This window comes from Paenibacillus sp. sgz302164 (assembly GCF_056120505.1).
Map to the genome: position 1 here is coordinate 23,928 of NZ_JBVYOL010000018.1, position 14,661 is coordinate 38,588.

At 52.1% G+C, this 14,661-nt stretch carries 11 protein-coding genes; 5 read left to right on the forward strand and 6 right to left on the reverse strand.

Annotated features, from left to right (window positions below; all coding sequences use genetic code 11):
- Window positions 1-40: 40 nt before the first annotated feature.
- The 3 genes from AC0LWT_RS26455 to AC0LWT_RS26465 all read left to right on the forward strand — a co-directional run bounded on the left by AC0LWT_RS26455 (window position 41) and on the right by AC0LWT_RS26465 (window position 3,239).
- Entirely contained in the window at window positions 41-943 is a 903-nt protein-coding gene (locus AC0LWT_RS26455) for an SGNH/GDSL hydrolase family protein (protein ID WP_474684279.1), read from the forward strand.
- 118 nt (window positions 944-1,061) lie between these two features.
- The gene (locus AC0LWT_RS26460) at window positions 1,062-2,216 is read left to right on the forward strand and encodes an MBOAT family O-acyltransferase (RefSeq protein ID WP_474684280.1); all 1,155 of its coding nucleotides are present in this window, start codon (window positions 1,062-1,064) and stop codon (window positions 2,214-2,216) included.
- Window positions 2,217-2,270: 54 nt separating this feature from the next.
- Window positions 2,271-3,239: a sugar phosphate isomerase/epimerase family protein gene (locus tag AC0LWT_RS26465; RefSeq protein WP_474684281.1), complete on the forward strand. Its 969-nt coding sequence runs from the start codon at window positions 2,271-2,273 to the stop codon at window positions 3,237-3,239.
- A gap of 81 nt (window positions 3,240-3,320) precedes the next feature.
- Here the strand turns inward: AC0LWT_RS26465 and AC0LWT_RS26470 are convergent, their stop codons facing one another.
- From AC0LWT_RS26470 to uvrB, 4 genes are all read right to left on the reverse strand, one after another.
- The gene (locus AC0LWT_RS26470) at window positions 3,321-3,527 is read right to left on the reverse strand and encodes a DUF2759 family protein (protein WP_474684282.1); all 207 of its coding nucleotides are present in this window, start codon (window positions 3,525-3,527) and stop codon (window positions 3,321-3,323) included.
- 373 nt (window positions 3,528-3,900) lie between these two features.
- Window positions 3,901-4,059, reverse strand: coding sequence for a hypothetical protein (locus AC0LWT_RS26475; RefSeq protein ID WP_474684283.1), 159 nt, complete (start codon window positions 4,057-4,059; stop codon window positions 3,901-3,903).
- Between the two features lie 674 nt (window positions 4,060-4,733).
- Entirely contained in the window at window positions 4,734-7,616 is a 2,883-nt protein-coding gene (gene uvrA, locus AC0LWT_RS26480) for an excinuclease ABC subunit UvrA (protein WP_474684284.1), read from the reverse strand.
- A gap of 85 nt (window positions 7,617-7,701) precedes the next feature.
- A complete protein-coding gene (gene uvrB, locus AC0LWT_RS26485; protein ID WP_474684385.1) occupies window positions 7,702-9,699 on the reverse strand; it encodes an excinuclease ABC subunit UvrB in 1,998 nt (665 codons plus the stop codon).
- Between the two features lie 258 nt (window positions 9,700-9,957).
- On the opposite strand from uvrB, the gene AC0LWT_RS26490 reads away from it, so the two are divergent.
- A complete protein-coding gene (locus AC0LWT_RS26490) occupies window positions 9,958-10,755 on the forward strand; it encodes a flagellar motor protein (protein ID WP_474684285.1) in 798 nt (265 codons plus the stop codon).
- Window positions 10,739-11,548, forward strand: coding sequence for a flagellar motor protein MotB (locus AC0LWT_RS26495; protein ID WP_474684286.1), 810 nt, complete (start codon window positions 10,739-10,741; stop codon window positions 11,546-11,548). Before AC0LWT_RS26490 ends, AC0LWT_RS26495 begins: the two co-directional genes overlap by 17 nt.
- Window positions 11,549-11,572: 24 nt before the next feature.
- On the opposite strand, the gene AC0LWT_RS26500 is transcribed toward AC0LWT_RS26495, so the two are convergent.
- Together AC0LWT_RS26500 and AC0LWT_RS26505 are read right to left on the reverse strand one after the other, a co-directional pair.
- Entirely contained in the window at window positions 11,573-12,856 is a 1,284-nt protein-coding gene (locus AC0LWT_RS26500; RefSeq protein ID WP_474684287.1) for a PDZ domain-containing protein, read from the reverse strand.
- Window positions 12,857-12,980: 124 nt separating this feature from the next.
- Window positions 12,981-14,444, reverse strand: a complete 1,464-nt coding sequence (locus AC0LWT_RS26505) for a S41 family peptidase (protein WP_474684288.1) — start codon at window positions 14,442-14,444, stop codon at window positions 12,981-12,983.
- Window positions 14,445-14,661: the final 217 nt, after the last annotated feature.

A 14,661-nucleotide genomic window follows, 5' to 3' on the forward strand; every position in this document is an offset into this window, starting at 1 on the left:
CATCATGCAGTCCAATCCACCTGATAATGAGTGATATCCTGTGAAGTTTGCGGCTTTTCTCAAGAAAAACAGCTTTATTCTCGGCCTGCTGCTGGCTCTCGTGCTTTCCGACCTGCTGGTTTCATGGTGGAACCCGATGGTCAGCTCGCGCCGTTTTTACAAAAACGATTTTACCAAAACGCTTTATCACCATGGCTGGTCCCAATCGGGGCCGGTTTTCTTCGGTAATTCCTCGGTTACGGCTTCCTACATTGAAGAAAAGTCGGACGCTCATCTCGTTGAAATGGGCTTGTCGTACGGGAAAATTACCGATTTGAAGGAAATTTTGGACCGCAAGCTGTACCAGTTCCAAGGCGAGCTTGTGATCGGCATCGACGTACATACGATGATCGACAGCCTGCAAACCGACCCGACTTACCAGTGGTTCAAGCCTTGGTACCAGCCGTACGTATACACGTACCGCGACTATTTCCGGGATTCCGGCGAAGAATTCGCCAAAAATTTATTCAAAGGCAGTCTGGCCTACGAGCCGCGCTGGATCGATAAAGAGCTGTACCCCGGCCGCCAGGACGATGCCGCTCTGAAAGAGAAATGGGCCGATTACGACAAGCGGTTCGGCTGGATGACGCTGAAGGACTTTCAGGCGAATCTCGATGCGATGCAGTGGGTCATTCGCTATGCAGGGGAGCACCGGCTTCCGCTGCGCGTCGTTTGGATGCCTTGGAACAAAGCGTACGCCCAGCCGCCTTATGTCGCATCCCTCAAGCAAGCTGTAAATGCTCAGCTTCAGGCGGCGAATGTGCCGACGCTTGATGTGATGGACCGCTACGAACCCAAATATTTTCACGACCTTGTTCATTTGAACCGCGAAGACGGGGCGCCGCTTTTCACGAAGGAGGTTGACGCATGGCTAAAATCGTTAGAAAAACCTGCGAAATCTTGATCTATCTCGTCATGCTGTACCTGGTATTGATTTATTTCACCGGCAAGGGCTTGTTTATTTACGAGAAATTCTAGATGCTACGGCTATTCCAGCAGCATATACGAGGAGTTCTGCAGCCATGTTTTATATGAACATGAACGCGATTGTCGCCATGGCCGGCATGATCGCCGTTCTGATGCTCACGCGCAAGTGGGCGAATAACAAAAGAATACTCATGATCGTATTCAGCTTGTGCTTCCTGCTGCTGTTCAGCATAAAGCTCTGCCTGTTCTACGCCGTGTATACGCTGATCAATTACGGCGGATTTGTTTACCTTTGCAGAACGAACGTTCGCCGGAAGGCGACGTTTATTTTTGCGATCGCCGCTAATGTTGTCGGCGTTTTTGTTGGGGTCCGGCTTTTCGTCATGGATGTGTTCCACAACCCGCTTTTTGACGCGGTTATTTATTTGGGACTCATTTATAACGTCCTGAAAGTAATCGACGCTTATTATTTCGCGTACTTTTTAGGCAAAGACGGCGAAGTGCCCGCCATTGATTACTGCAATTATATTTTGTTCATCCCGACGTTCACATCCGGTCCGATTTTGAAGTTTCGCGATTTTATGGCGGATACGAAGCAGCCTTATAAGGTCGATTCGGCGCTTTTTGAGGACAGCGTGAAGCGGATTATTCTCGGGTTGTTCAAAAAGCTGGTCGTCGTGACGTGGATGATGGGGATTTTCAACGAAGTGTTGAAGCAGGATCTGCATACGCACCAGTCCTTGTTCCTGATGATCTGGTTTTACGCGCTTATTTATTTTGATTTCTCCGGGTACTCCGATATCGCCATCGGCTTCGGACGGCTTATGGGATATACGATGCCGGAAAACTTCAAAAAACCGTTCCTGTCGCCTTCCATGACCCAGTTTTGGCGGAATTGGCACGCCACTTTGGGCGACTTTTTCCGCGATCATATTTTTATGTTTTTCTCGCGCAAAGCCCCATCCCGCCAGCTCGCATCCGGGCTTTCCATCGTCATTATGGTGTCGATCGGGCTATGGCACGGCTTCACGTGGCTGTACTTCTTTTACGGCCTGTACCACGGCATTATTCTCGCTTTGGAAAACTTGTTCAAGCTGACGACGGTGAACAAAAAGAAAGTGTCCAAAGCTTATTTTTATACGAGGTGCTTGATTACCCAGGCGCTCGTTACGTTCTCGGTCATCATCTACAGCTCCAATTATGAAACCGTGTTTAGAATCTACAAGGGCTTGCTTCATTTTGGCTTGTAGTGGTGGTATAATTTGTAGTGGTTCTTTTTTTACCATTTATGGAGGTGTAACCTAATGAAATTAGGCGTTTTTATGGTTCTGTTCAGCGGCAAGCCTTTTGAGGAAGCTCTGGACTATGTAGCTGCAAAAGGTCTTGATGCCGTTGAAATCGGAACCGGCGGATACCCGGGCAACGCTCACTGCAAACCGGAAGAGCTGCTTGCCGACGAAGGTAAATTGAAAGCGTTCAAAAAAGCGGTGGAATCCCGCGGATTGACGATCAGCTCGCTCAGCTGCCATGGCAACCCTCTGCACCCGCAAAAACAAATCGCTAAAGAGTACCACGATACATTTATTCAAACCGTTGAACTGGCTCAGCGCCTGGAAGTTCCGGTTGTTACAACGTTTTCCGGCTGTCCAGGGGACCACGAGGATGCCAAATATCCAAACTGGCCTGTAGCCCCTTGGCCGAACGATTTCCAGGACGTACTGAAATGGCAATGGGAAAACAAAGTCATTCCTTACTGGACTGAGACCGGTAAATTCGCTTCCGACCGCGGCATCAAAATCGCTCTCGAGCTGCACGGCGGCTTCTCGGTACATACGCCGGCGACGCTGCTTCGTCTGCGCGAAGCGGCAGGCGAAGTGATCGGCGCCAACCTGGATCCAAGCCACATGTGGTGGCAAGGTATCGATCCGGTGCAAGCGGTGCAAATTCTCGGCCGCGCCGGAGCAATCCACCACTTCCACGCTAAAGATACGACGATTGATCCGGTCAACGTCAACCGTTACGGCTTGACCGACATGCAGCCCTACACCAACATGCTGGACCGCGCTTGGCAGTTCCGCTCCGTAGGCTTCGGCCACGACCTGAAAACTTGGGCCGACATCATTAGCGCGCTGCGTCTGGTCGGCTATGATTACGTCGTGAGCATCGAGCATGAAGACGGTCTGATGTCCGTCGATGAAGGCTTCTCCAAAGCCGTGCAAAACCTCCAGCAAGTTCTCATCAAAGAACCTCTCGGCGAGATGTGGTGGGTGTAACACCACAGCCAAAAAGCCCGCAGGCTACCGATTCATCGGTACTGCGGGCTTTATTGATTCGTTTCGTTCATTAACGCTTATTTACCAGCCTTTGATCATAACGACATCCATGATGCCGAATACGATTAATGCGACTGTGGCGAAGCCAAGTGCAAACAAATTTTTCTTCGGTGCAATCAATTGCCTGACGAAAGCGATTGCGATAATGAGCGTGAAGAGCAATACGTAAATATCAAAGGAACTATATGTACTTGTTGTTGCTGCTGCCGCTTCTTCAGCGAATAACATTGCGAAACCCTCCTCTTGATAACTCGGTGCATGGCACAGTTTCAGCTATTTTACTACTATGTTAGCCTGAATGTGAACAAGAATCAAGTGATTCCCCGTATGTGTAACAACTTTGTCAAGATTTGCATGCAAAAACCCCTTGCCATTCATTAACTCAAAGACAAGAGCTGATGGACACGATGGAACTCACGAACCAATTGAACGATTCTTCTTAATGAACTGCGATTTCTCCAATCTGCTGCGTAAGTATAAAATGTCCATTTCCTCAAATATTTATAACTCCGGACATGCTGTCAATATGCATAAAACAAAAAACAAGCGGGCCGCTGCTGCACTTCCCCCTTGCTTTTACTTTTCAACTGCCGTCTTTTGTTCAAATGACCAATTCATATACGGAAGCTCCCTTTTTTTCGGAGGGAACGGTTTTTCTATCGGCGTTATGTACCATTTCTTGTTCTTTCCATGCTTCGAAGCTAGCTGCATCAATGCCGAGTTGCGCCACCAGTTGTTGAATTTCAAAAGTTATTTTCATGAGGAATCCTCCATATCTACTTTAACCGTGTCTGTCTACGATTATTAATCTATAATTCACTTTAATTATACCCCCGTTTACCGTAGTCTTGAAAGAGGTTGAAATTGTCGAAGCTTGTATGATTCAGTTAAATCTTAACAAAAAATGTCTTATATCTCCCAGGCTTACCCGAAAAGCCTGCAAAAGTGCAGGCTTTTTCCATGGAAGTGGCCCGTTTTGGCAAAAAGCCTGCGATAGTGCAGGAATTTTCGCTCAAAATGGGTCTGAGCCCATGTCCCCGCTGAAAAGCCTGCACAATTGCAGGAATTATTCGTGTCCAGCGATCACGGACGCAAATTCATGTATTTTTGCAGGTTTTCTTCGTACAGCTAGGCAGATTGTGGGTATCGCTTCTGACGCGGGGTTTTTCAACAGTATGACTTTTGCAGGAATGTTTCGCTGCCAGCGTATTAACGAGCAAAAAGCTGCACTTTATACGAAAATAACACGGTAGACCTGATTATTTTCTTTATGTGGGGTGACGTCCACGGCGTCATGAGAGTTTTTGCAGCAATTTTTCTTCGCATTGCTAGGAGATTGTCCCAGCTCGGCGAAATGACGTGACAAACGTTTAGGCGGTAAAAAAGCCCGGACCCTACCGACACTTACAAGTGTCGCGGGTCCGGGCTTTGGTGTTATCCGACAGCGTCTTCCAACACCTCAAGACGCTTGGCATAATCCTCCGAACGGGCACGATCGCGTTCGAGGATCGGTTTCAAATACTGGCCGGTGTAGGACCCGGCCACTTTCACTACATCCTCCGGCGTGCCGGTAGCTACGATCTGTCCGCCGCGGCTGCCGCCTTCCGGCCCCAGATCGATGAGATAGTCCGCCGTCTTGATCACATCGAGGTTATGCTCGATGACAAGCACAGTCTCCCCGCTCTCTACGAGGCGGTGGAGCACTTTCAGCAGACGATCGATATCGTCGATGTGGAGCCCCGTCGTGGGCTCATCGAGGATGTAGATCGTCTTGCCTGTGCTGCGGCGGTACAGCTCCGCCGCCAGCTTCACGCGCTGGGCTTCGCCGCCGGACAGCGTCGTCGCCGGCTGGCCGAGCGTCATATAGCCCAGCCCCACGTCCAGCAGCGTCTGCAGCTTGCGGTGGATGCGCGGAAGGTTCTTGAAGAACTCGCAGCCGTCTTCGATGGTGAGCTCCAGCACTTCGGAAATGCTTTTGCCCTTGTACTTCACTTCCAGCGTCTCGCGGTTGTAGCGCTTGCCCTTGCACACTTCGCAAGGCACGTAAACGTCCGGCAGGAAGTGCATCTCGATTTTGATGATGCCGTCGCCGCGGCAGGCTTCGCAGCGCCCGCCCTTCACGTTAAAGCTGAACCGGCCCTTCTTGTAGCCGCGTACCTTCGCCTCCCCTGTATTCGCATAAAGGTCGCGGATATCGTCAAATACGCCTGTGTACGTAGCCGGATTCGAGCGCGGCGTACGGCCGATTGGCGATTGATCGATGTCGATCACTTTGTCAACGTGTTCCAACCCGTTGATTTCCTTGTATGCGCCGGGACGAACCTTCGCGCCGTTCAGATCCCGGGCCAGCGTTTTGTAAAGGATCTCGTTGATCAGCGTACTTTTTCCAGAACCCGAGACACCCGTCACTGCCGAAAATACACCAAGGGGTATTTTGATAGAGACGTTGCGCAAATTGTTCTCTTTGGCGCCTTTCACTTCGATCCACTTGCCGTTCGGCATGCGGCGCTGGGCCGGAATAGGAATAAATTTCTTGCCGCTCAAATATTGGCCTGTCAGCGAATTCGGGTCTTCCATCAGTTCTTGCGGCGTTCCCTTGGCGATAACTTGACCGCCGTGAATGCCCGCTCCCGGTCCGATATCAATAATGTAATCCGCGGCCATCATCGTATCCTCGTCGTGCTCGACGACAATCAGCGTATTGCCGAGATTGCGCATATGTTCAAGCGTAGAGATCAGTCTTGTATTGTCGCGCTGATGAAGACCGATGCTGGGCTCGTCCAAAATGTAGAGAACGCCCATCAGACTGGAACCGATCTGCGTCGCCAGACGAATCCTCTGCGCTTCGCCTCCGGACAACGTACCGGCGGCCCGGTGCATCGTCAAATAATCCAGACCGACGTTGACCAGGAAACCAAGCCGGGCATTGATTTCTTTCAAAATCAAATGAGCGATGGCCCGCTCTTTGTCCGTCAGTTCGAGTCCCTCAAACCACTGCTGCGCCTCTCCGATGGACAGTGCCGTAGCATGGGCGATGTTTTTGCCGTTGACCGTAACGGCAAGCGTCTCGGGTTTCAAGCGCTGACCCTTGCATTTCGGGCAGGGCTTGGTGCTCATGTATGATTCGATATGCTCCCGGATCCCGTCCGAGAACGTATCTCGGTATCTGCGCTCCAAATTGCGGATGATGCCTTCGAAAGGCACGAGAGCTTCCTTCGACGCTCCCATATCGTTCTCATAGCGGAAGCGGATCTTCTCCCCGCCTGTTCCATACAGGAGAACCTTCATCTGCTCGCTGCTCAGCTCGGATACGGGGATGTCGCGGCGTATTTTGTAATGATCGCATACGGCAGCCAAAAATTGCGGGTAGTAGTTCGAAGTGCTTCCCGCCCACGCCTCGAATGCGCCGTCTTCTATGGTCAATTTGTTATCGGGAACGAGCAGATCCGGGTCCACGATCATTTGGCTGCCCAAACCGTCACATTCCGGACAAGCCCCGAAAGGACTGTTGAATGAGAACATTCTTGGAGCAAGCTCCTCAATGCTGAATCCGCACTCCGGACAAGCGAGGTTTTGGCTGAACAGCAGCTCCTCTTTGTCGATAATATCGACGATGACTCTTCCGTTCGCCAGCTTCAGCGCCGTTTCCAGCGAATCCGCCAAACGGGCATGAACGTCGTCTTTCACGACGATCCGGTCGATCACGACTTCGATGCTGTGCTTTTTGTTTTTGTCCAGCTCGATCTTCTCGGAGAGATCCATCGCTTCGCCGTTTACACGGACCCTGACGAAGCCTTGCTTTTGAATGTCAGCCAGCAGTTTCGCATGTTCGCCCTTGCGTCCCGATACCAAGGGAGCAAGTATTTGCAGCTTGGTCCGCTCCGGGTACTCCATGATGCGGTCGACCATTTGCTCCACGGTCTGCGAAGTGATCTCGATGCCGTGCGTAGGGCAATGCGGCCTGCCGATACGGGCGAACAGCAGCCGCAAGTAGTCGTAAATCTCCGTTACCGTTCCGACAGTGGAACGGGGGTTGCGGCTCGTCGTCTTCTGGTCGATGGAAATGGCCGGCGACAAGCCTTCGATCGAATCCACGTCCGGCTTATCCATCTGCCCCAAAAACTGCCGGGCATAAGCGGATAGCGATTCCACATACCTGCGCTGCCCTTCCGCATAGATGGTATCGAAAGCCAGCGACGATTTGCCTGAGCCGCTAAGCCCGGTCAGCACGACAAACCGGTCGCGCGGAATCGTCACATCAATGTTTTTCAGATTGTGAGCTCTCGCTCCCTTAATCACGATATTGTCTCTGGACACAGGTACCCTTCCTCTCAAGTCCTCTTATCGCATCATCCGGTAAATCCGGACGCTCTGCTCTAATCAATAATACCGGCATGGCAGGCTATGCCTCGGCCTTCATCTCCATAATCGCATCGCGAAGCTCGGCGGCACGCTCAAACTGCAAGTTCTTGGCGGCTTCCTTCATCTCCGCTTCCAGGCGTTCGATCAGCGAAGCCCGGTCTTTTTTCGACATTTTCGCGCTCTTCGCTTCCGTGAGGTAGTCCGCCTTCTGCTCGGCTACTTTCGTAGCTTCAATCACGTCGCGGATTTTCTTGGCAATGGTTTGCGGCGTAATGCCCCGCTCCTCATTATGCGCTTCCTGGATACTGCGCCGGCGATTCGTCTCACGGATAGCCTTTTCCATGGAATCCGTAATTTTGTCCCCATACATGATAACCCGGCCCTCGGCGTTGCGCGCCGCCCGGCCGATCGTTTGGATCAGCGAGCGTTCGGCCCGCAGGAACCCTTCCTTATCCGCATCCAGGATGGCGACCAGCGATACTTCCGGCAGGTCAAGCCCTTCTCTCAAAAGGTTGATCCCAACAAGCACATGGAACGTCCCCAGCCGCAAATCCCGCAAAATCTGCATCCGCTCGAACGTTTTAATGTCCGAATGCAAATACCTGACTTTAATTCCGACTTCTTTCAAATAATCCGTCAAATCCTCGGACATCTTCTTGGTCAGCGTCGTGACCAGCACACGCTCGTCCTTGCGGATCCGTTCGTGGATCTCCGCCAGCAAATCATCGATCTGCCCCTTGGTCGGCCTGACTTCAATAATCGGATCCAGCAACCCTGTAGGGCGGATAATCTGCTCGACCATCTCAGGGCACTTCTCAAGCTCATAAGGCCCCGGCGTTGCGGAAACATATACGATTTGGCTGATTTTATCCTCAAATTCCTCGAAACGCAGCGGGCGGTTATCCAAAGCGGAAGGCAGACGGAAGCCATGCTCCACCAGCACTTCCTTCCTCGCTCTGTCGCCATTGTACATCGCGCGGATCTGCGGCAGCGTTACATGGGATTCGTCCACGATGAACAGCATATCCTCCGGGAAATAGTCCATGAGGGTATAAGGCGTCGCTCCCCGCTCCCGGAACGTCAGCGGGCCCGAGTAGTTCTCAATGCCAGAACAGAAACCCATCTCCTGCATCATCTCGATATCATACCGCGTGCGCTGCTCCAGTCTTTGCGCTTCCAGCAGTTTTCCTTGCTCGCGAAGCTCGGCGAGCCGTTCTTCCAGTTCCCGCTCAATGTCCACCAATGCGCGTCTCATCGAATCCTCGTGCGTCACGAAGTGAGAAGCCGGGAAAATCGCGATATGCTCGCGTTCGCCGATAATTTCGCCGGTAAGCACGTTGATTTCCGTAATCCGTTCAATCTCGTCGCCGAACAGTTCCACCCTGACGGCTTGCTCTCCATGCGACGCCGGGAAAATCTCAATGACATCGCCGCGCACCCGGAACGTGCCGCGCACAAAATTCATATCGTTCCGCTGATATTGAATATCCACGAGACGATGCAAAATCTCGTTGCGCGATTTCTCCATCCCCACACGCAAAGAAAGCAGCAGGGAACCGTACTCCGCCGGCGATCCCAAACCGTAAATGCACGATACGCTCGCCACAATAATGACGTCCCGGCGCTCAAACAACGAGCTTGTCGCCGAGTGGCGAAGCTTATCGATTTCTTCATTGATGCTTGAATCTTTCTCGATGTAGGTGTCGGAGGATGCGATGTAGGCTTCCGGCTGGTAGTAGTCGTAGTAGCTGACGAAATAGGAGACTGCATTATTGGGGAAAAATTCTTTGAACTCGCTGCACAGCTGTGCGGCTAATGTCTTGTTGTGCGCGATAATCAGCGTCGGACGATTCAACCTGGCGATGACTTGCGCCGCCGTAAACGTCTTGCCCGTACCGGTCGCGCCAAGCAGCGCCTGGTGCTTATTCCCCGCCTCAATGCTCTTCACAAGCTCATCGATCGCTTTGGGCTGGTCGCCTTGAGGTTCGAATTCCGAAACAAGCTCAAACTTTTTTGAACTGACCGTAATTTCATTCATCATTATCACCCGCACCATCGAAATCAAACTGTCTATAAACTTTCTGTATTCAATTTCCGATATTAAATAAGAACTTCCAAATATTTTAAATTTCCGATAAGAATGTTTGTTCTGCTTTTTCCATTATACTCTTCTTGCTGTCATGTTGCAAACGGCAATATCTGCTGGTTTCGATGCTGCGAATTGTTTGCCGCCATCAGGATACCGGCATTTTACTCTGCCCTATAGTTCTTATGCTGAAATAGGAGTGGTATGATCATGGATTTGACAACTATTCTGGGATTGCTTCTGGGACTTGCCGGCTTGATCGGCGGGTATATGTGGGACGGCGGCCATATCAACTCGCTGCTTATTCCCAGCGCAATGCTGATCGTCTTCGGCGGAACGTTCGGCGCGGTGGCCGTCAGCTTTCCCGGACGCATCTTGAGAAAAATTCCTCAAGCTCTCAAAATCGCTTTTGTACAAACGCCTAAAGACCCGGGGGCTATGATCGCCGAAATCGTCGATATGGCCACAATAGCAAGAAGAGAAGGCGTTCTTGCCTTGGAGCAGCGCGCCCAGGATCACGCCGATCCCTTTTTGAAAGACGGTCTTCAAATGGTCGTGGACGGTACGGATCCCGAGCTGACGCGCCAAATACTGGAGCTAGAAATGGACGCTATCGAACACGAGATGGAGAACATGTCCAAAATATTCGAGGCAGGCGGCGGCTATGCCCCTACAATGGGTATTATCGGCACCGTCATGGGGCTGATTCACGTACTGGGCAACCTCGACGATCCTTCCAGTCTGGGTCCGGCGATTGCCGTCGCTTTTACAGCGACCCTGTACGGCGTCATGAGCGCCAACCTGATCTATCTGCCTATCGCCAACAAAATCAAGCTTCGCGGCAAAGAGCAAATAGCCGACATGGAGCTGATGCTTGAGGGCATACTCGCCCTGCAGGCCGGCGAAAATCCTCAGTTGATCAAGAAAAAACTGAACTCCTTCCTCCACGACAAATCGTCCGCAACCGATCAGCGAGAGGCAGGTGCAGGCAATGCCGAGGAGAGGTAAGAAACAGCCGGAGCACAGCAATCACGAGCGCTGGCTCATTACCTACGCCGATCTTATTACGCTGCTTCTCGTTTTTTTCATCATCATGTACGCCATGAGCAAAGTCGATGTTCAAAAGTATTCCGTTCTTGCCCAGGCCTTAAACCTGCAATTTCAAAAAGCCGACTCCATCTTGGAAAACGGCAAGGGAATCAGCGGCCAAATAACCCCGAAGGAGGGCGACTCGGACAGCAAGGACAAAGATTTCAAGCAGCAGAACGTGGATACCAAACAGAATGACGCCGAGAAGGAAAAGAAGGAAAAAGAGCTTCAGGACCTGCTGAAACAAATCCAAGCCTATATTCAGGAGCAAAATCTTCAGTCCGATGTATCTGCAACGGATACGGACCGCGGAGTTGCGATAACGCTGAACGATCTGTTCCTGTTCGATTTGGGCAAGGCGGATTTGAAGCCGGCTTCATACCCGATTTTGCAAAAGCTGGCCTCCCTGTTCCCGACGCTTCGCTCCAAAGTGAGCATCGAAGGGCATACGGACAACCTTCCTCTCGCGACAGGCTCCCCCTTTAAGGACAATTGGGGGTTGTCGTTCGCCCGCTCGCTGTCCGTGCTGCGCTATTTCAGCGATACCGCAGGCGTGGAGGACGACAAGTTCGTCGCAACCGCCTATGCCGATACGATGCCCAAAGTCAGCAACGACAGCGAAGCGAACCGCGCGAAAAACCGGCGCGTCGAAATCATCGTCCTGCGCAACGATCTGACGCCGACCCAACCCAAAAAACCTGCTTCTCCATAAGGAGAAATGCAGGTTTTTTTCATTCTACATCGGCTTGCCGGAATCGTTCGACAATAAGCCCGTCAATTTGCCGCGCAAATAGGAGAACAGATGCATGGGCCGGTGTTCTACATAATACATGGCTTGCTGATCCGGCGCCAAAATAATGCCCAATTGGTGATGGTCGCCTGCAAAGATCGCCCTCTGCACAAACCTCACTTCGCCTTGCCCGTTCAGCACTTCCAGCTTGCAAAACGCGGGATTCAGCTGCATGGCGGCATGAAGATCGGCTTTGCCCGCTATTTTGCGGCCGTTCACTTTATGAATCGTTTCGCCTGCCAGAATGCCCATCTCGGCCGCCGGACTCTTCGGAATTACGGCCAGCACCTTAAGGCCTTTAGGGGAATGAACGAAGAACGGAACTTGCTTCGCTTCCGACCAACTGTGATACCAGATCAACGCTTCGTGCAGCCCGATCGTCAGTATCGATGCGGGAATCACCAGCGGTGTCCAGTAGGCGGCTGCGACAGCCGCCCCGAGCACGATGATCCCGTACAAATAGAGCATGCTTGCGCTCAGACGCGTTTTTTCGCGCGGCAGCTTGGAAACCGTCAGCTCGGTGAACCCGATCATCACCGGGAAGGCGAGCATGCTCCAGCCCGAGTCCAACTGGGCGCCGAGCAGCGTCTCCCACGGCACAGCCTCCGTACTGCCGCCTGCAAACGGCACAAGCAGAAACAGCGGAACCGGCCAAAATCCTTGCAGTTGGTAGCCGCCGACGATTTTGCCGCGCTTGCCTTCCAGAAACAGCGGGCTGGCCATTCTCGCTCCCTGGAGACCGACCAGCAGCCCTTCGAGCAAGTGCAGCACCGCCGCAATCAGCAGAAGCGACGGAACGTCCGCATTTGCGATCCACTCGAGAACCGGAGCCGTCTTCCGCAGCTCTGCCATTTGGGGCAGCCACACGGCGATCGTATGGGCAATGCCGAGAACTCCCGCGGCGTAAGCGAAGCAAAGAAAACGGACGCGGAACAGCAGCAGCACGATGGAAACCGCCCATAAAAGCATGACCGATTCCGCCTGCACGCTCACTCCGGCAAAAAGGATGAGAACCGAGGCGCCGAGGCCGCCGATCCATCCCCAGAGCACCATCCGCCAAGTTTCGCTCAGCATCGAGTGCAGCTTCGTATGAAACAGCTTGCGCTCCAACTGAACTTGCTTCCGGTATTGAAGGATGATAAACAGAATGCCTATATAGTAAAAAGGATTGATCAACAACTGCAAAATCGCATACAAGAACCTTTCTAGAAGTTGCGCGACAAATTCCATAAGATCGAGGCTCCTTGATAAAAAGAAATAGGAAGGACACCCGGGGGCATCCCTCCTATTTGATTTCGACCAGCAGCGCCGATTTCCTGCCTAAACGGCGAATTTCCAATATCTGCGCGCATATTTATTTCGCAAGCTTTTGCTGCAGCTCTTGCACCGCAGCTTTCAGCTGCAAATCGTTCTTCGGCTCGCGGATTTGCGCCAAGATCGATTTTTCCAGCTTGTTCGCCGTTTCCGTGTCCACTTCGCCTGTCATCGGCAAGTTGTTCACGCGCTGGAACGCCTTCACGGACTGCGCCGTCTTGTCGCTGAAGTAGCCGTCCGTGCGGTCCGGCGCGAAGTTCAGCCCGGTGAGCATCAACTGCAAATTTTTCACATCGTCGCTCGTTGTATCCTGTTTCAAAACCGTTTTCTTCGTGAGCGGAGCTACCTTGAAGTATGCGGGCTGCTCGACGGCGATATCGGGCTGAATTCCCTTTTTGTGAATCCAGTTGCCGTTTGGCGTCAGCCATTTGTATACCGTCATCTTGATGTTGCTGCCGTCGCCCATTTCCTTCTCGAACGTAACCTGCACCGTGCCTTTGCCGTAGGACGTTTCGCCGATAATTTTACTGCCGACAGCTTCCTGGAAAGCTCCCGCCAGTATTTCGGAAGCGCTGGCGCTTCCTTTATTGATAAGCACAGTTACCGGGTAATTTTTGCCCTTGCCCGTGGAAGGGGTCGGTTCGCGCTTGCCGTCGCGATTCTGCACCTGTACAATCGGCTTGCCGTCTTTGACAAACGGATTGACGATATCGACGACGACGTTCAGCAGGCCGCCCGGGTCGTTGCGCACGTCGATGACGAGCCCTTTCATGCCTTTGGCTTCGAGGTTTTTCAGTTCTTCCGCAAATCGGGTCGCCGTATTCGAGGAAAATTGGCGAATCTCGATTTTACCGATCTGATCCTGCAGCATTTCCGCATGTACCGTTTCTACATCAATATCATCGCGTACGACGATCACCTGAATCGGATCGCCTACGCCTTGGCGAATCAATTCCAACTTGGCCTGCGTGCCCTTGGGCCCGCGGATTTTCATGACCGCCTGGTTCAGCGTAAGCCCGTCCAGCTTTTCGCCGTTTACCGATGAAATGACGTCATTCGCCTGAATGCCCGCTTTTTCGGCCGGAGATCCTTTGATCGGAGAAACGATGACGACCTTTCCGTCCTCCGTGGAAACTTCGGCGCCAATCCCTTGAAAAGATGAAGTGATGCTTTCGTCAAACTGCTTGGCTTCCTTCTGATCCATGTACACGGTGAACGGGTCTTCCAGCGATTCCAGCATCCCGTTGATGGCGCCGTTAATGACCTTGTCATGATCCGTCTGATTCAGAAACTTGTTCTCGATCAACTGATAAGTCGTCGCGATTTTGCTCAAATCCTTGTTGGTCATTCCCGAATTAGCAGGGGCTGCCACAGCGGCGCTCCCCGCCGGCTTTCCCTTCCATGCGGCGAGCATCGAGGAATCCACGATCGTCAACGTCACTATACTGCTTGCAAACATCGATAACAAAATAAAGACAAGCACCGTTCGCCCTTTGAATTGCACAGCGTGATTCACCACCTTTTGTCCTTAACCCGTGTCAGCCGGGATTCGGCTGAAGTTGTTGTATCCGGGGCCTGCTTTCCGAACAGCCCGCCTGTTTAGTATATGACAAGCGTTCCCCGTTTTATAACCAAGGAGTCTGACCGATGAAGTATCGCAGCAGTTACTTTTTATGCATAATGACCGCACAAAAGTAACTCCGCCCGCCGGACTCCAGGTT